The organism is Enterobacter sp. UPMP2060, assembly GCF_053709655.1.
In genome coordinates this window covers 226362-242058 of sequence record NZ_JBSKJQ010000005.1, presented here as the reverse complement: position 1 = coordinate 242058, position 15697 = coordinate 226362, and the positions used below count along the sequence as shown (strand labels likewise).

General features: G+C 55.4%; 16 protein-coding genes. 13 read left to right on the top strand and 3 right to left on the bottom strand.

Going from position 1 to position 15697, the window contains the following annotated elements:
- Positions 1 to 46: 46 nt before the first annotated feature.
- A complete protein-coding gene (locus ACWKXN_RS13475) occupies positions 47 to 814 on the top strand; it encodes a class II glutamine amidotransferase (RefSeq protein ID WP_023310496.1) in 768 nt (255 codons plus the stop codon).
- On the opposite strand, the gene dpaA is transcribed toward ACWKXN_RS13475, so the two are convergent.
- Positions 785 to 1525, bottom strand: coding sequence for a peptidoglycan meso-diaminopimelic acid protein amidase (gene dpaA, locus ACWKXN_RS13470; RefSeq protein WP_033144698.1), 741 nt, complete (start codon positions 1523 to 1525; stop codon positions 785 to 787). The genes ACWKXN_RS13475 and dpaA overlap by 30 nt on opposite strands.
- A 298-nt stretch (positions 1526 to 1823) precedes the next feature.
- Between dpaA and ACWKXN_RS13465 the strand changes: the two genes are divergently transcribed.
- From ACWKXN_RS13465 to dinB, 8 genes are all read left to right on the top strand, one after another.
- A complete protein-coding gene (locus ACWKXN_RS13465; protein WP_454543904.1) occupies positions 1824 to 3167 on the top strand; it encodes a Na(+)-translocating NADH-quinone reductase subunit A in 1344 nt (447 codons plus the stop codon).
- A 3-nt stretch (positions 3168 to 3170) separates the two neighbouring features.
- Positions 3171 to 4406: an NADH:ubiquinone reductase (Na(+)-transporting) subunit B gene (locus tag ACWKXN_RS13460; RefSeq protein WP_048976534.1), complete on the top strand. Its 1236-nt coding sequence runs from the start codon at positions 3171 to 3173 to the stop codon at positions 4404 to 4406.
- Positions 4399 to 5193, top strand: coding sequence for a Na(+)-translocating NADH-quinone reductase subunit C (locus ACWKXN_RS13455; RefSeq protein ID WP_048976533.1), 795 nt, complete (start codon positions 4399 to 4401; stop codon positions 5191 to 5193). The genes ACWKXN_RS13460 and ACWKXN_RS13455 overlap by 8 nt, the downstream gene beginning before the upstream one ends.
- Positions 5186 to 5824: an NADH:ubiquinone reductase (Na(+)-transporting) subunit D gene (locus tag ACWKXN_RS13450; protein ID WP_014882676.1), complete on the top strand. Its 639-nt coding sequence runs from the start codon at positions 5186 to 5188 to the stop codon at positions 5822 to 5824. Before ACWKXN_RS13455 ends, ACWKXN_RS13450 begins: the two co-directional genes overlap by 8 nt.
- A gap of 6 nt (positions 5825 to 5830) precedes the next feature.
- Complete coding sequence (nqrE, locus tag ACWKXN_RS13445; RefSeq protein ID WP_008500255.1) at positions 5831 to 6427, top strand: NADH:ubiquinone reductase (Na(+)-transporting) subunit E; 597 nt, start codon at positions 5831 to 5833, stop codon at positions 6425 to 6427.
- A 10-nt stretch (positions 6428 to 6437) separates the two neighbouring features.
- Positions 6438 to 7661, top strand: coding sequence for an NADH:ubiquinone reductase (Na(+)-transporting) subunit F (nqrF, locus tag ACWKXN_RS13440; protein WP_048979301.1), 1224 nt, complete (start codon positions 6438 to 6440; stop codon positions 7659 to 7661).
- Positions 7661 to 7864, top strand: a complete 204-nt coding sequence (gene nqrM / locus ACWKXN_RS13435; RefSeq protein WP_023615899.1) for a (Na+)-NQR maturation NqrM — start codon at positions 7661 to 7663, stop codon at positions 7862 to 7864. Before nqrF ends, nqrM begins: the two co-directional genes overlap by 1 nt.
- Positions 7865 to 7973: 109 nt before the next feature.
- Positions 7974 to 9032 (top strand): DNA polymerase IV, encoded by a 1059-nt coding sequence (dinB, locus tag ACWKXN_RS13430; RefSeq protein ID WP_023334616.1) that lies wholly within the window; start codon positions 7974 to 7976, stop codon positions 9030 to 9032.
- A gap of 77 nt (positions 9033 to 9109) precedes the next feature.
- On the opposite strand, the gene pepD is transcribed toward dinB, so the two are convergent.
- Positions 9110 to 10567 (bottom strand): cytosol nonspecific dipeptidase, encoded by a 1458-nt coding sequence (pepD, locus tag ACWKXN_RS13425; RefSeq protein WP_214579376.1) that lies wholly within the window; start codon positions 10565 to 10567, stop codon positions 9110 to 9112.
- Between the two features lie 260 nt (positions 10568 to 10827).
- Between pepD and gpt the strand changes: the two genes are divergently transcribed.
- The 3 genes from gpt to crl all read left to right on the top strand — a co-directional run bounded on the left by gpt (position 10828) and on the right by crl (position 13094).
- Entirely contained in the window at positions 10828 to 11286 is a 459-nt protein-coding gene (gpt, locus tag ACWKXN_RS13420) for a xanthine phosphoribosyltransferase (protein ID WP_010427903.1), read from the top strand.
- A 104-nt stretch (positions 11287 to 11390) separates the two neighbouring features.
- Entirely contained in the window at positions 11391 to 12635 is a 1245-nt protein-coding gene (frsA, locus tag ACWKXN_RS13415; RefSeq protein ID WP_039263866.1) for an esterase FrsA, read from the top strand.
- 57 nt (positions 12636 to 12692) lie between these two features.
- Positions 12693 to 13094 (top strand): sigma factor-binding protein Crl, encoded by a 402-nt coding sequence (crl, locus tag ACWKXN_RS13410; RefSeq protein WP_023310506.1) that lies wholly within the window; start codon positions 12693 to 12695, stop codon positions 13092 to 13094.
- A 139-nt stretch (positions 13095 to 13233) separates the two neighbouring features.
- Here the strand turns inward: crl and phoE are convergent, their stop codons facing one another.
- Positions 13234 to 14286: a phosphoporin PhoE gene (gene phoE, locus ACWKXN_RS13405; RefSeq protein ID WP_033144705.1), complete on the bottom strand. Its 1053-nt coding sequence runs from the start codon at positions 14284 to 14286 to the stop codon at positions 13234 to 13236.
- A gap of 304 nt (positions 14287 to 14590) precedes the next feature.
- On the opposite strand from phoE, the gene proB reads away from it, so the two are divergent.
- Positions 14591 to 15694 carry a glutamate 5-kinase gene (proB, locus tag ACWKXN_RS13400; protein ID WP_023310508.1) on the top strand — a complete coding sequence of 368 codons (1104 nt, stop codon included), beginning with the start codon at positions 14591 to 14593 and terminating at the stop codon, positions 15692 to 15694.
- The last annotated feature ends 3 nt before the right edge of the window (positions 15695 to 15697 follow it).

Genomic DNA, 15697 nt, shown 5'->3' with positions numbered 1-15697 from the left:
TTCGCTGGGGGGCTCCGGTGCCCCCCGCTGTTGTGGAGGTGTTGTTATGTGCGAACTGCTCGGGATGAGCGCCAATGTGCCAACCGATATCTGTTTTAGCTTCACCGGGCTGGTTCAGCGCGGTGGAGGAACCGGGCCGCATAAAGACGGCTGGGGCATCACCTTTTACGAAGGCAAAGGGTGTCGCACGTTCAAAGATCCACAGCCCAGCTTTAACTCACCGATTGCCAAACTGGTGCAGGACTATCCCATCAAGTCCCGCTCGGTGATCGCCCACATCCGTCAGGCTAACCGTGGCGAAGTGGCGCTGGAAAATACCCATCCGTTTACCCGCGAGCTGTGGGGCCGTAACTGGACCTATGCACACAACGGGCAGCTCACGGGCTATAAGTCGCTGGAGACGGGCAATTTCCGCCCGGTCGGGGAGACGGACAGCGAAAAAGCCTTCTGCTGGCTGCTGCACAAGCTGACGGAGCGCTATCCCCGCACGCCCGGCAACATGACTGCCGTGTTCAAATACATCGCGACGCTGGCATCTGAACTGCGTGAAAAAGGCGTGTTCAACATGCTGCTCTCTGATGGCCGCTATGTGATGGCGTTCTGCTCGACGAATCTGTTCTGGATCACCCGCCGTGCGCCGTTTGGCGTTGCGACGCTGCTCGATCAGGATGTGGAGATAGACTTTCAGAAGGAGACCACACCGAACGATGTGGTCACTGTTATCGCAACGCAGCCGCTGACGGGCAACGAAACCTGGCAAAAGATTATGCCAGGCGAGTGGGTGCTATTTTGTCTCGGGGACCGTGTAATTTGACGCCAGCTGTGGATGGACGACTTCGTGGCTCAGCGGTTTGCTGACCACGTAACGGCCATCGACGATAGAGACCACTGGCGGCTTGTGGGTCTGCTCAAAGTAGTCGTAACCCGGCTTCAGCTGTTTCCAGAAATCCGCGTAGTATGAGTACTTGTGACGCGTCATGTTGGCGTCCGTCATGCGGAACGGATAGATGCTGACCTGTACGTTAGGCTGCCCAAAGACCAGCGCGCCCGTCACGAACTGGAAAATCTCATCAATGCCGGAGTCGGTCATCGCATAACAGCCGATAGACACGCAGGCACCATGGATCATCAGATATTTACCTTCATAACCGTGTGCACGGTCATAGGCATTCGGGAAGCCGATGTTAATGGCTTTATAGAAGCGGCTGTCAGGCTTGAGCTGGCTGCGCTGAACGTTGTAGAACCCTTCCGGACTTTTGAAGTCGCCCTGACGCTGTTTTGGCCCCAGTCCGCCGGAGTAGTTACAAATTTTGTAACTATCAAGCAGCTGATATGTCTCGCCCATTTTGACAAACAGATCGAGAGTGCGCTCTTCCTTAAAGATCTGAATATAAACCGGCGATCCCATTAACTGCTGTTTATATTCCTTGCTGACCGGCGTCGTTGAGCTATTACTGCTGAGCAGTCCGGCAAACGACATGCACGGCATCAGAAGCATCGCAATGAACAATGCGATTTTACGCATACTACTAGTTCCTTGATAAAACCATGACCAACTTGCCAGGACGGCAAAAGAGACCCGAAATCAGATTATTCTGTTAGGAGCGCTCACATTAGCACCGCTATAGATTTTCGCAAGAGCCGGGCGGTGAGTTTACAAATTAGTTTTACTTTATAAACCATCAAAATTGCGATGGCTCCAGGAACTTTGCGCATTAGCTCGCAATTTGGCGCGCGCGACGGCGGATTCCCTGCCCGCGTGAAGGGGAAAATGCTACACTTCGCGCCCACTGGATTGTTGTTCATGGAAACCTGCTAACCACATGTTTAAAATTAAAAAAGGACTTGATCTGCCGATTGCAGGCGTGCCAGCGCAGCACGTTTCGACAGGCGAAAGTGTCCGTCATGTCGCCATTTTGGGCGAAGACTACCTGGGTATGCGTCCTTCAATGCTGGTACAGGAGGGCGATCGCGTTATCAAAGGACAGACGCTCTTTGAGGACAAAAAAAATCCCGGCGTGATGTTCACAGCCCCCGCGAGCGGCACCGTTGTGGCCATCAACCGTGGCGAACGGCGCGTTCTGCAGTCGGTGGTTATCCGCATTGAGGGCGATGAAAAGCGTGAGTTTGCCCATTACGACACCGCAGAACTCGCGTCGCTGAACCGTGACGCCGTTCAGGATCAGCTCCTGGCATCCGGTTTATGGACCGCGCTTCGTACGCGTCCCTTCAGCAAAACCCCTGTTCCGGGCACGGAGCCTGCCGCGATTTTCGTCACGGCCATCGACACCAACCCGCTCAGCGTGGACCCGGAACCGGTTATCCTGGCGCAGCGAAAAGCTTTTGATGCAGGACTCACTATTCTAACCCGCCTCACGCCCGGAAAAGTGCACGTTTGCCAGGCTGGCGGCGGCAAGCCTGGCGGGCATCCGCTGGGGCAGGTCACGTTTAATGAATTTTCTGGCCCGCATCCGGCGGGGCTGGTCGGGACGCACATCCATTTCCTTGAGCCAGTCAGCCTGACGAAACAGGTCTGGCACCTTAACTATCAGGACGTCATCGCCATCGGTAAGCTCTTTACTACGGGTGAGCTCTGCGCTGAACGGATAATCGCCATCGGCGGACCGCAGGCTGCAAATCCGCGCCTGGTGAAGACGCTGCTGGGTGCCGACATCAATGAACTGCTGGTGGGGGAAACGAAAGAGGGCGAAAACCGCCTGATTTCCGGCTCGGTCCTCAGCGGTCGCCATGCGGCCAATGCGCACGCGTACCTGGGACGCTTCCATTTGCAGGTCAGCATTGTGCAGGAAGGGCGTGAAAAAGAGCTGTTTGGCTGGGTTCTTCCAGGCGCAGAAAAATACTCCGTCACCCGAACCACGCTGGGCCACTTCCTGCGTAATAAGCTGTTTAGCTTCTCAACCAGCACGCACGGCGGCGAGCGCGCCATGGTCCCGATTGGCAACTACGAGCGCGTCATGCCGCTGGATATTCTGCCCACCGTGCTGCTGCGCGATCTGCTTGCTGGCGATACCGACGGCGCGCAGGCTCTGGGCTGTCTGGAGCTTGACGAGGAAGATCTGGCGCTCTGTACCTATGTCTGTCCGGGCAAATATGAGTATGGACCGGTATTGCGCGAGGTGTTAACCCGCATTGAGCAGGAAGGATAACCGATGGGCTTAAAACACCTCTTTGAAAAAATTGAGCCGCACTTTACCGAAGGAAAGCTCAAAAAGTACTACCCGCTGTATGAAGCAACGACGACCATTTTCTACACGCCGGGGCTGGTGACGAAAGGGGCGGCGCACGTTCGCGATGCTATCGACCTGAAACGCATGATGATCCTGGTGTGGTTTGCGGTCTTCCCTGCGATGTTCTGGGGAATGTACAACGTCGGCCTGCAGACCATTCCGGCGCTGCACCACATGTACGATGCACAGCAGCTGGCGCAGGTGATCCAGGCCGACTGGCACTACCGTCTGGCCCAGTCGTTAGGGGTAAGCTTCACCGCAGACGCGGGCTGGCTGAGCATGATGACGCTGGGCGCGGTGTTCTTCCTGCCGATTTACATCACGGTATTTGTCGTGGGCGGCTTCTGGGAAGTGCTGTTTGCCATCATCCGTAAACATGAGATCAACGAAGGCTTCTTCGTGACCTCTATTCTGTTTGCCCTGATTGTTCCCCCGACGCTACCGCTCTGGCAGGCGGCGCTTGGCATCAGCTTCGGCGTGGTGATTGCCAAAGAGATCTTCGGCGGCACCGGGCGGAACTTCCTCAACCCGGCGCTGGCGGGACGCGCGTTTCTGTTCTTTGCTTATCCGGCGCAAATCTCGGGCGACCTGGTGTGGACGGCGGCAGACGGTTTTTCCGGCGCGACGCCGCTTTCACAGTGGGCGGCACACGGCGGCGAAACGCTGGTTAACAACGCGACGGGTCAGCCAGTCACCTGGTTTGATGCCTTTATTGGCAACATTCCGGGCTCCATCGGAGAAGTCTCTACGCTGATGATTTTGCTTGGCGGCGCGATCATTCTTTTTGGTCGCGTGGCCTCCTGGCGGATCGTTGCGGGCGTGATGATCGGCATGGTGCTGACCGCCACCCTGTTCAACGTTATCGGTTCGACCACCAATCCGATGTTCTCCATGCCCTGGTACTGGCATCTGGTGCTGGGTGGCTTCGCGTTCGGCATGATGTTCATGGCGACGGACCCCGTCTCTGCCTCGTTTACAGACAAAGGTAAATGGAGCTATGGCGTGCTCATTGGCGCGATGTGTGTCCTGATCCGCGTGGTCAACCCGGCGTATCCGGAAGGGATGATGTTGGCCATTCTGTTTGCCAACCTGTTTGCGCCGCTCTTCGATTACCTGGTGGTGCGGGCCAATATCAAGCGGAGGAAGGCGCGTGGCTGAGGTTAAAAATAACGACAGCATCAGCAAAACGCTGCTGGTGGTGCTGGTGCTCTGTCTGGTCTGTTCTATTGTCGTGGCCGGCTCTGCCGTGGGGTTAAAACCCCTGCAGCAGGAGCAACGTGCGCTGGATAAACAGCGCAACATCCTGGCCGTCGCCGGGCTGATGCAGGAAGGAATGAGCGCGGACGAGGTTTCGGCCGTCTTTGCTGAACGTATTTCGGCGCGTCTGGTGGATTTAAAAACGGGTGAACTGCTGGATAAAGACCCGGCAAAATTCAACCAGGCGCTGGCGCTTAAAGATCCGCAGATGAGCCTGACGCTGGAGGCATCGCAAGATCCCGCCGGGATTAAGCGTCGCAGCAACCTGGCCGAAATCTATCTGGTTCGCGATCCCCAAAAACGCATTCAGGAAGTGGTACTGCCTGTTTACGGTAACGGTCTGTGGTCAATGATGTACGCGTTTGTGGCCCTTGATACCGATGGGCGCACGGTCAAAGGCATTACGTATTACGACCAGGGTGAAACGCCGGGGCTGGGTGGCGAAGTTGAAAACCCTAACTGGCGGGCACAGTTTGTCGGCAAAAAAGTGCTCGACGATAACGGCCTGCCTGCGCTGAAGGTGATGAAAGGGGCGGCACGTCCCGGTGACGACTACGCCGTTGACGGGCTTTCCGGCGCTACGCTCACCTCAAAAGGCGTGCAGCACAGTTTTGATTTCTGGATGGGCGAGCTGGGCTTTGGTCCTTTCCTGAAAAACGTACGTGAAGGAGCGCTGAACAATGGCTGATACCGGTGAACTGAAAGAAGTTAAAAAGGTGCTCATTGGCCCACTGTTAGCCAATAACCCGATCACGCTCCAGGTGCTGGGTGTCTGTTCTGCTCTGGCGGTGACGACCAAGCTGGAAACGGCAGTCGTGATGACGCTGGCGGTCACGCTGGTCACGGCGTTCTCCAGCATGTTTATCTCGATGATCCGCCACCACATCCCCAACAGCGTGAGGATCATCGTGCAGATGGCGATCATCGCCTCGCTGGTGATCGTGGTCGATCAGCTGCTGCGCGCCTTCGCCTACGAAACCTCCAAACAGCTCTCGGTGTTTGTCGGGCTGATTATCACCAACTGTATCGTCATGGGGCGTGCGGAAGCCTACGCCATGAAAATGCCGCCGCTGGCGAGCTTTATGGACGGCATCGGCAACGGCCTGGGCTACGGCGTGATCCTGCTGACCGTTGGGTTCCTGCGCGAGCTGATTGGCAGCGGCAAGCTGTTTGGCATCACGGTGCTGGACACGGTGCAGAACGGCGGCTGGTATCTGCCAAACGGCCTGTTCCTGCTGGCCCCTAGCGCATTTTTCATTATCGGTTTGTTGATCTGGCTGATTCGTACGCTGAAGCCAGAACAGCAGGAAAAGGAGTAACCGACGATGGCTCATTACCTGAGTTTGTTTGTGCGGGCGGTGTTTGTTGAAAACATGGCGCTCGCGTTTTTCCTCGGCATGTGTACGTTCCTTGCGGTTTCCAAAAAAGTGTCGACGGCATTTGGTCTCGGTATCGCGGTTACCGTGGTGCTCGGCCTATCTGTACCGATCAACAATCTGGTGTACAACTTTGTGCTGCGGGACGGCGCGCTGGTGGAAGGGGTTGATCTCAGCTTCCTGAACTTCATCACCTTTATCGGGGTGATCGCGGCGCTGGTGCAAATCCTCGAGATGATCCTCGATAAGTATTTCCCGTCGCTCTACAACGCGCTGGGGATCTTCCTGCCGCTGATCGCGGTGAACTGCGCCATCTTCGGTGGCGTTTCGTTTATGGTTCAGCGTGATTACAACTTCAGCGAATCCGTGGTGTACGGTTTTGGTTCCGGCATCGGCTGGATGCTGGCGATTGTCACCATGGCGGGGATCCGCGAGAAAATGAAATATGCCAACGTGCCTGCGGGTCTGCGTGGCCTGGGGATCACCTTTATCACCACCGGGCTGATGGCGCTGGGCTTTATGTCCTTCTCCGGTGTGCAGCTATAAGGGCAAACAGATGGAAATTATCCTTGGCGTGGTGATGTTCACGCTGATTGTACTGGTGCTGTCAGGGCTTATTCTGGCGGCGCGCGCGAAGCTGGTGAATTCCGGCGACGTGGTCATTGATATTAACGACGAGCCGCAGAATCAGATCCGCACGCCGGCGGGAGACAAGCTGCTCAACACGCTCTCCGGTAACGGCATTTTTGTCTCCTCAGCCTGCGGCGGCGGCGGTTCCTGCGGGCAGTGCCGCGTGACGGTAAAAGAGGGCGGCGGCGATATTCTGCCAACCGAACTGGCGCATATCACAAAGCGTGAGGCAAAAGAGGGCTGTCGTCTGGCCTGCCAGGTCGCGGTGCGCCAGAACATGAAGATTGAGCTGCCGGAAGAGATCTTCGGCGTCAAAAAATGGGAGTGCGAGGTTATCTCTAATGATAACAAAGCCACCTTTATTAAAGAGCTGAAGCTGCGGGTGCCGGAAGGCGAGCATGTCCCGTTCCGCGCCGGAGGATACATTCAGATTGAGTGCCCGGAGCACGCTGTGGCCTATGCGGACTTTGACGTGCCGCATGAGTACCGCGCCGACTGGGACAAATTCAATCTCTTCCGCTTTGTATCTGAGGTGAAAGAGCCGACGCTGCGCGCCTACTCGATGGCCAACTACCCGGAAGAGAAGGGCATCATCATGCTCAACGTGCGTATCGCCACGCCGCCACCGAATGTGCCGGACGCGCCGCCGGGCGTCATGTCGTCATACATCTGGTCCCTGAAGCCTGGTGATAAGGTGACGATCTCCGGCCCGTTCGGGGAGTTCTTCGCGAAAGATACCGATGCGGAAATGGTCTTTATCGGCGGCGGTGCCGGTATGGCCCCGATGCGCTCGCACATCTTTGACCAGCTCAAGCGGCTGGGGAGCCAGCGTAAGATCAGCTTCTGGTACGGGGCGCGCTCGCTGCGCGAGATGTTCTATGAAGATGAGTTTGAACAGCTGGCGCGTGAAAACCCGAACTTTACCTTCCATGTGGCGCTTTCCGATCCGCAGCCGGAAGATAACTGGACGGGCTATACGGGGTTCATCCACAACGTGCTGTATGAAAACTACCTCAAACAGCACCCGGCGCCTGAGGACTGCGAGTTCTATATGTGTGGTCCGCCGATGATGAACGCCGCCGTGATTAAGATGCTGAAAGATCTCGGTGTCGAAGATGAGAACATCATGCTCGATGACTTTGGAGGCTGATGATGCTGACGTTTCTGGCAACCTTTGTGGTGTTTGTGCTTGTCATCTTCGGCATGTCGTTAGGCTGGATCGTTAAGCGGAAAAGCATTCAGGGCAGCTGCGGCGGTATTTCCTCTATTGGGATGGAAAAGGTCTGCGACTGCCCGGAACCGTGCGATGCGCGGAAGAAAAGGATGGCCCGCGAGCAGCAGCGCATTATTTAATTTTTTTGTAGGCCGGGTAAGGCAAAGCCGCCACCCGGCGTTCTCACATCTGCTTCTCAACCCTTATTTGTTTACTGTATACTTATCCAGTGATGAGTGAGGGCTTACTATGCGCAAAATAATCCATGTCGATATGGACTGCTTTTTTGCCGCAGTGGAGATGCGTGACAACCCGGCGCTGCGGGATATTCCCATCGCCATTGGCGGCAGCCGCGTTCAGCGTGGTGTCATCAGCACCGCCAACTATCCTGCGCGCAAATTTGGCGTGCGCAGCGCGATGCCAACGGCGATGGCCTTAAAGCTTTGCCCTCATCTCACGCTTCTGCCCGGCCGGTTTGAAGCCTATAAAGAGGCTTCCCTCCATATTCGGGAAATCTTCTCCCGCTATACCTCTCTGATAGAGCCGCTGTCGCTGGACGAAGCCTATCTGGATGTGACCGACAGCGTGCACTGCCACGGCTCCGCCACGCTGATGGCGCAGGAGATCCGCCAGACTATTTTCAACGAGCTGAATCTGACGGCATCGGCGGGCGTCGCGCCCGTTAAATTCCTCGCCAAAATCGCCTCCGATTTAAATAAGCCCAACGGTCAATACGTCATCACGCCTGACGAGGTGCCGGCGTTTTTGAAAACGCTGCCGCTCGGCAAAATCCCCGGCGTGGGAAAAGTCTCCGCCGCAAAGCTGGAAAGCATGGGGCTACGGACCTGCGAAGACGTGCAGCGAAGCGATCTCGCCATGCTGCTCAAGCGCTTTGGAAAGTTTGGCCGCGTGCTGTGGGAGCGCAGCCAGGGAATTGACGATCGCGATGTGAACAGCGAGCGGCTGCGGAAATCCGTCGGCGTTGAGCGCACCCTCATTGAAGATATTCATGACTGGTCCGAATGCGAAACCATTATCACGGAACAGCTTTACCCTGAGCTGGAACGACGCTTAAGCAAGGTGAAGCCGGACCTGCTGATTGCCCGCCAGGGTATCAAATTAAAATTCAATGACTTCCAGCAGACCACGCAGGAACACGTCTGGCCGCGTCTGAATAAAGACGACCTTATCGCGACGGCGAAAAAGGCATGGGAAGAGCGCCGTGGCGGGCGAGGGGTGAGGCTGGTGGGATTGCACGTTACGCTGCTGGATCCGCAGCTAGAGCGCCAGCTGGTTCTGGGGTTGTAAAAAAGCCCGGTGGCGCTACGCTTACCGGACCTACGTTTTTCACCCTCTCCCTGTGGGAGAGGGCTGGGGTAAGGGTATTACTTAACTGGGATCGCTTTCAGCAGCTCAGTCAGCAGCGTCCAGTAGTGACCGACGCTTTCGATATGAACCTGCTCATCCGGCGAGTGCGGACCGGTAATGGTTGGCCCGATGGATACCATGTCCATGTCCGGATACGGTTTCTTGAACAGACCACATTCCAGACCGGCGTGGATCACCTGAATGTTCGGCGTGCTGTTGAACAGACGCTGATAGGTTTCACGCACCAGCGCCATCACCGGAGAACTTGCATCCGGCTGCCAGCCCGGGTAGCTGCCTTTGGCAGACGTTTTTGCGCCCGCCAGCGTGCCCAGAGATTCCAGCATGCTCACCACGTACTCTTTACCGCTGTCGATAAGGGAGCGGATCAGGCAGATGATTTCCGCGCTGTCGTCGCTCATGGTCACCACGCCCACGTTCAGTGAGGTTTCCACCACGCCTTTCGCCACGTCAGAGTTGCGGATCACGCCGTTTGGCGTCGCGTTCAGCAGCTGAACGAAGGTGTCACGAGACTGCGCGGTCAGCGCGGCTTTATCTGTAGAAACAGATTCCAGCACCACGGTCAGGTTTTTCTCTTTCGCCGACAGTTCGTTCTTCAGGATATCCAGGTATATGGTGGAGAGTTTTTTCAGCTCGTCCGCTTTTGCCGCTGGAACCGCTACGGTGGCGAACGCTTCGCGCGGAATCGCGTTACGCAGTGTACCGCCGTTGAAGTCTACCAGACGCAGATCCAGCTCGGCCGCATGGCCTGCCAGGAAGCGCGCCAGCAGTTTGTTGGCGTTACCCAGACCCAGGTGAATATCACCGCCGGAGTGGCCGCCTTTCAGCCCTTTCAGCGTCAGCTTGAAGGTCTGGAAGCCCGCAGGAATCGCTTCGCGCTTCAGCGGCAGGGTAGAGATGAAATCAATCCCGCCCGCGCAGCCCATGTAGATCTCGCCTTCTTCTTCAGAGTCGGTGTTGATCAGGATGTCCGCCTGCAGCCAGTTCGCCTGCAGACCGAACGCGCCGTCCATGCCCGCTTCTTCGGTCATGGTCAGCAGCACTTCCAGCGGACCGTGTTCAACGCTGTCGTCGGCCAGCACGGCCAGCGCAGAGGCCATACCGATGCCGTTATCCGCGCCCAGCGTGGTGCCGCGTGCTTTCACCCAGTCGCCGTCGATGTACGGTTGAATCGGGTCTTTGGTGAAGTCGTGAACGGTGTCGTTGTTCTTCTGTGGCACCATGTCCAGGTGCGCCTGCAGCACAACCGGTTTGCGGTTTTCCATGCCTGCGGTAGCCGGTTTGCGGATCAGAATGTTGCCAACCTGGTCACGTTCAGCATGCAGACCTTTTTCCTTCGCCCAGCCCATAATATGTTCGGCAAGCTGTTCTTCATGGTAGGAAGGGTGTGGAATGGAGCAGATTTTCGCAAAAATATCCCACAGCGGCTGCGGAGATAATTGAGACAGTTCAGACACGATAAGTCTCCTTGTCGAGGCGCTGCAAACAGGGTTGCAGGTCACAGGGTTAGCAGGTTAATAGTTACCACAAGTCAGGCTTGCGAGATGAAACTGAGAATACCACTTTCTCTGCTGGCCGGTAGCATAAAGCATGTAAAAACTCAGGCAGAGGGCGCTAAACACTGGTTTTTAGTGCGTCAGATCTCTATAATCTCGCGCAACCTATTTCCCCCTCGAACACTTTTTAAGCCGTATAAAAACAGGCTGGGACACTTCACATGAGCGAAAAATACGTCGTCACCTGGGACATGTTGCAGATTCACGCACGCAAACTGGCTGCGCGTCTGATGCCTTCCGAACAGTGGAAAGGCATTATTGCCGTCAGCCGTGGCGGTCTGGTACCGGGGGCGCTGCTGGCACGTGAGCTGGGTATTCGTCATGTCGATACCGTTTGCATCTCCAGCTATGACCATGACAACCAGCGCGAGCTGACCGTGCTGAAACGTGCGGAAGGCGACGGCGAAGGTTTCATCGTTATTGATGACCTGGTGGATACCGGCGGTACTGCGGTTGCTATCCGCGAAATGTATCCGAAAGCACATTTCGTCACTATCTTCGCGAAGCCTGCTGGCCGCCCGCTGGTAGACGATTACGTGATTGATATCCCGCAGGACACCTGGATTGAACAGCCATGGGATATGGGCGTGGTCTTCGTACCGCCTATTTCAGGCCGTTAATACCAGTACGTAACTTTACACGCCCGGCTATGTCGGGCGTTGTTCTTTTTGGCCTGCCACGCGTTACAATAGTCTCTATACGACGTATTCATGGAGGCAACGCAATGACGCAGGCGAATCTCACCGAGACTCTCTTCAAACCCCGTTTCAAACACCCTGAAACGTCGACGCTGGTGCGTCGCTTCAATCCGGGTACCCAGCCTGCCGTCCAGTCCGCGTTAGACGGTAAAAACGTGCCTCACTGGTATCGCATGATTAACCGCCTGATGTGGATCTGGCGCGGTATTGACCCCCGTGAAATCCTCGATGTGCAGGCACGTATCGTGATGAGTGAAGCCGAACGTACCGACAGCGAACTCTACGATACGGTGGTGGGCTACCGTGGCGGAAACTGGATCTACGAGTGGTCTAAACAGGCGATGCTCTGGCAGCAAAAAGCCAGCCAGGAAGAGGATGCCACGCGCAGCGGCAAGCACTGGCTGCACGCCGCTAATCTTTACGGCATTGCCGCTTACCCCCATTTAAAAGGGGATGAACTGGCGGAGCAGGCTCAGGCGCTGGCGAATCGCGCCTATCAGGAGGCGGCTCAACGCCTGCCGGGCCGGATGCGTGAACTTGAGTTCACCATTTCAGGGGGCGCGTCCGTTACCGGATTCCTGCATATGCCTGAAGGTGAAGGTCCGTTCCCGACCGTCCTCATGTGCGGCGGGCTGGATTCGCTGCAAATTGATTATTACAGCCTGTATGAGCGTTACTTCGCACCAAAAGGGATCGCGATGCTGACGCTTGATATGCCTTCAATTGGTTTCTCATCCAAATGGAAACTGACTCAGGATTCCAGCCTGCTGCACCAGCATGCGCTAAAAGCGCTGGAAAACATTCCGTGGGTTGACCACACCCGCGTGGCGGCATTCGGCTTCCGTTTCGGCGCGAACGTCGCGGTGCGTCTGGCTTATCTTGAATCTTCTCGTCTGAAAGCTGTCGCCTGCCTCGGCCCGGTCGTACACGCTCTGCTCAGCGATCCTGCACGCCAGGGGAGCGTACCTGAAATGTACCTTGATGTGCTGGCCAGCCGTCTTGGCATGCATGATGCATCAGACGAAGCGCTGCGCGTTGAGCTCAATCGTTACTCGTTAAAAACGCAGGGGTTGCTGGGACGTCGCTGCCCAACACCAATGCTGTCAGGGTTCTGGAAAAACGATCCGTTCAGCCCGGAAGAAGAGTCGCGATTAATCACTTCGTCATCTGCGGATGGCAAATTGCTTGAGGTGCCGTTCAGCCCGGTCTATCAGAATTTCGACAAATCACTGAAAGAGATTACGCGCTGGATCGCTCAGAGATTGTGTTAATAGATTGCTAAATTTCGCTGATTTGGTAAAACAGTGGCTTCACAAAAGGAGATCGCAATGACGTTACCGAGTGGACACCCGAAAAGTAGACTGATTAAGAAGTTTATGGCTCTCGGCCCGTATATTCGAGAAGAGCAGTGTGAAGAGAATCGCTTTTTTTTCGACTGCCTGGCTGTATGCGTCAACGTGAAGCCTGCACCCGAAAAACGTGAATTCTGGGGCTGGTGGATGGAAATGGAAGCAGAGGAAAAACGCTTTACGTATAGCTACCAGTTTGGCCTGTTTAATAAAGACGGCAACTGGCAGGCCACAACGATTAAAGATCAGGAAGTGATTGACCGCCTGGAATATACGCTAAAAGAGTTTCACGATAAGGCACGTGCACTGCTGGCTACCCTGGATCTCAAGTTCGAACCTGCGGATGACTTTTCCAGCGAAGCGGTGAAGCTGACTGCCTGATGGTGTCACAGCGCCGGGTGGCGGCTTCGCCTTACTCGGCCTACAAATTCTCCCTCTCACCGTGGGAGAGGGCACCAGACCGCATGAATCCCCGACAATAAAAAAACCGGCATCAAGCCGGTTTTTTTATTTCACATCATCAGAACTGGTAGGTCATACCTACAGCAACGATGTCATCGCTGCTCACGCCCAGTTTATTTTTGTCGTCAATCTGGTTGATTTTATAATCAACAAAGGTGGACATATTTTTGTTGAAGTAATAGGTCGCGCCAACGTCAATATATTTCACCAGATCTTCGTCGCCAATACCTTCGATATCTTTGCCTTTAGACTGGACATAGCCCAGGGACGGGCGCAGACCAAAGTCGAACTGATATTGTGCGACAACTTCAAAGTTCTGCGCTTTATTTGCAAACCCGCCGGAAATTGGCGTCATATTGCGGGTTTCAGAATACATTGCAGCCAGATAAATATCGTTCGCATCATATTTCAGACCGGTTGCCCAGGCTTCTGCTTTCTGACCCTGGCCACGCGCCAGCAGGTTCTGAGCATTGGTGCGGTCAGAGTTGGTGTAGGCGCCGCTGACGGCGAAATCGCTGCCGCCGAAGTCATAGGTCAGAGAGGTACCAAAACCGTCACCGTTCTGTTTTTTGGCGTCACGGTTTTCGTTTTTGCCCTGGTACTGCAGCGTCATGTCCAGACCGTCAACCGCGCCGAAGAAATCGGTGTTACGGTAGGTGGCCAGGCCGGTAGCGCGCTTGGTCATGAAGTTATCGGTCTGCGCGGAAGAGTCGCCGCCGAACTCAGGGAACATATCGGTCCATGCTTCGACGTCATACAGGGCACCCAGGTTACGACCGTAATCCAGTGAACCAAAGTTTTTCAGCTTCAGGCCCGCAAACGCCAGACGCGTTTTCTGAGTAGAGTCGCTCTCGGCTTTGTTACCTGCAAATTCAGATTCCCAACGGCCATAGCCCGTCAGCTGATCGTTAATCTGCGTCTCGCCTTTAAAACCGAAACGAACGTAAGTCTGATCGCCATCTTTGGTGGCATCATCACTGATGTAGTGCATGGCTTTCACTTTGCCGTACACGTCCAGTTTATTACCATCTTTATTATAAACTTCAGCTGCGTGAACGGATGCAGAAGCCACTACGCCCATAACCATTAATGCCAGAGTGCTCTTTTTCATTTTCGATCCTGTCTTATAAACGCGCTAAAAAATTCGCTGGACGATAAGCTCATGCTTAAGTCCCGTGAAAAAACAGGAAGGGTTTTATCGTTCTGGAATGAAACTTTTATGACAAACTAAGAATAATTTTAAAAAACTGTGATTTATTATTTCGGTAATAAAATTGTCAAAATTTCCCGCTAGGCTTCCTGATCCCGCGCAACAAAGTGTTTCGCGATGTGCTAAGGCAGTTGGCAACGGGGCTGACTCCTGTTAAAACGTTCGTTCGACATTACTTTCCCTTATCGTTGAACGGCAGAGAATCATGAGTGACAGCCAGACGCTGGTGGTAAAACTCGGTACCAGTGTTTTAACAGGCGGATCGCGCCGCCTAAATCGCGCCCACATTGTTGAGCTTGTACGTCAGTGCGCTCAGCTACATGCCGCAGGGCATCGTATTGTGATTGTGACCTCCGGGGCGATTGCCGCCGGGCGTGAACACCTGGGTTACCCCGAACTCCCCGCGACGATCGCTTCCAAACAGCTGCTGGCCGCCGTGGGGCAAAGCCGACTCATTCAACTCTGGGAACAGCTGTTCTCCATCTATGGTATTCACGTCGGGCAAATGCTGCTGACGCGTGCGGATATGGAAGACAGAGAGCGCTTCCTGAACGCCCGCGATACCCTGCGCGCGCTGCTGGACAACAACATTGTTCCGGTCATTAACGAGAACGATGCCGTTGCTACCGCTGAAATCAAAGTGGGTGATAACGATAACCTCTCGGCGCTGGCCGCGATTCTGGCCGGTGCCGATAAATTACTGCTTCTGACCGATCAGCAGGGGCTGTTCACCGCCGACCCGCGCTCGAATCCGGAAGCCGAGCTGATTACCGACGTTCAAGGCATCGACGATGCGCTGCGCGCTATCGCCGGTGACAGCGTTTCAGGCCTCGGAACGGGCGGTATGGGGACCAAGCTGCAGGCCGCTGACGTCGCATGCCGCGCCGGTATCGACACCATCATTGCAGCGGGCAGCCGCCCCGGCGTGATTGGCGACGTAATGGAAGGCATCTCCGTCGGCACCCGCTTCCACGCCCAGGAATCCCCGCTGGAAAACCGCAAACGCTGGATATTTGGCGCGCCTCCTGCTGGTGAACTCGTCGTCGATGAAGGGGCAACCGCCGCGATTCTGGAACGAGGAAGTTCATTACTTCCTAAAGGAATTAAAAGCGTGACAGGTAACTTCTCCCGTGGTGAAGTGATCCGTATCCGTAACCTCGAAGGCCGCGACATCGCCCACGGCGTAAGCCGTTACAACAGCGACGCGCTGCGCCGCATCGCGGGTCACCACTCGCAGCAGATCGACGCCATTCTGGGCTATGAATATGGCCCGGTTGCCGTGCATCGCGATGACATGATTATTCGTTAAGGA

Excerpts from the sequence above, each read along its gene's own strand:
- nqrE (WP_008500255.1), top strand. The coding sequence starts at position 5,831 with ATGGCTCATTACCTGAGTTTGTTTGTGCGGGCGGTGTTTGTTGAAAAC.
- gpt (WP_010427903.1), top strand. The coding sequence starts at position 10,828 with ATGAGCGAAAAATACGTCGTCACCTGGGACATGTTGCAGATTCACGCA.
- ACWKXN_RS13450 (WP_014882676.1), top strand. The coding sequence starts at position 5,186 with ATGGCTGATACCGGTGAACTGAAAGAAGTTAAAAAGGTGCTCATTGGC.
- ACWKXN_RS13475 (WP_023310496.1), top strand. The coding sequence starts at position 47 with ATGTGCGAACTGCTCGGGATGAGCGCCAATGTGCCAACCGATATCTGT.
- proB (WP_023310508.1), top strand. The coding sequence starts at position 14,591 with ATGAGTGACAGCCAGACGCTGGTGGTAAAACTCGGTACCAGTGTTTTA.
- nqrF (WP_048979301.1), top strand. The coding sequence starts at position 6,438 with ATGGAAATTATCCTTGGCGTGGTGATGTTCACGCTGATTGTACTGGTG.
- crl (WP_023310506.1), top strand. The coding sequence starts at position 12,693 with ATGACGTTACCGAGTGGACACCCGAAAAGTAGACTGATTAAGAAGTTT.
- dpaA (WP_033144698.1), bottom strand. The coding sequence starts at position 1,525 with ATGCGTAAAATCGCATTGTTCATTGCGATGCTTCTGATGCCGTGCATG.
- ACWKXN_RS13465 (WP_454543904.1), top strand. The coding sequence starts at position 1,824 with ATGTTTAAAATTAAAAAAGGACTTGATCTGCCGATTGCAGGCGTGCCA.
- phoE (WP_033144705.1), bottom strand. The coding sequence starts at position 14,286 with ATGAAAAAGAGCACTCTGGCATTAATGGTTATGGGCGTAGTGGCTTCT.
- ACWKXN_RS13460 (WP_048976534.1), top strand. The coding sequence starts at position 3,171 with ATGGGCTTAAAACACCTCTTTGAAAAAATTGAGCCGCACTTTACCGAA.
- frsA (WP_039263866.1), top strand. The coding sequence starts at position 11,391 with ATGACGCAGGCGAATCTCACCGAGACTCTCTTCAAACCCCGTTTCAAA.
- nqrM (WP_023615899.1), top strand. The coding sequence starts at position 7,661 with ATGATGCTGACGTTTCTGGCAACCTTTGTGGTGTTTGTGCTTGTCATC.
- dinB (WP_023334616.1), top strand. The coding sequence starts at position 7,974 with ATGCGCAAAATAATCCATGTCGATATGGACTGCTTTTTTGCCGCAGTG.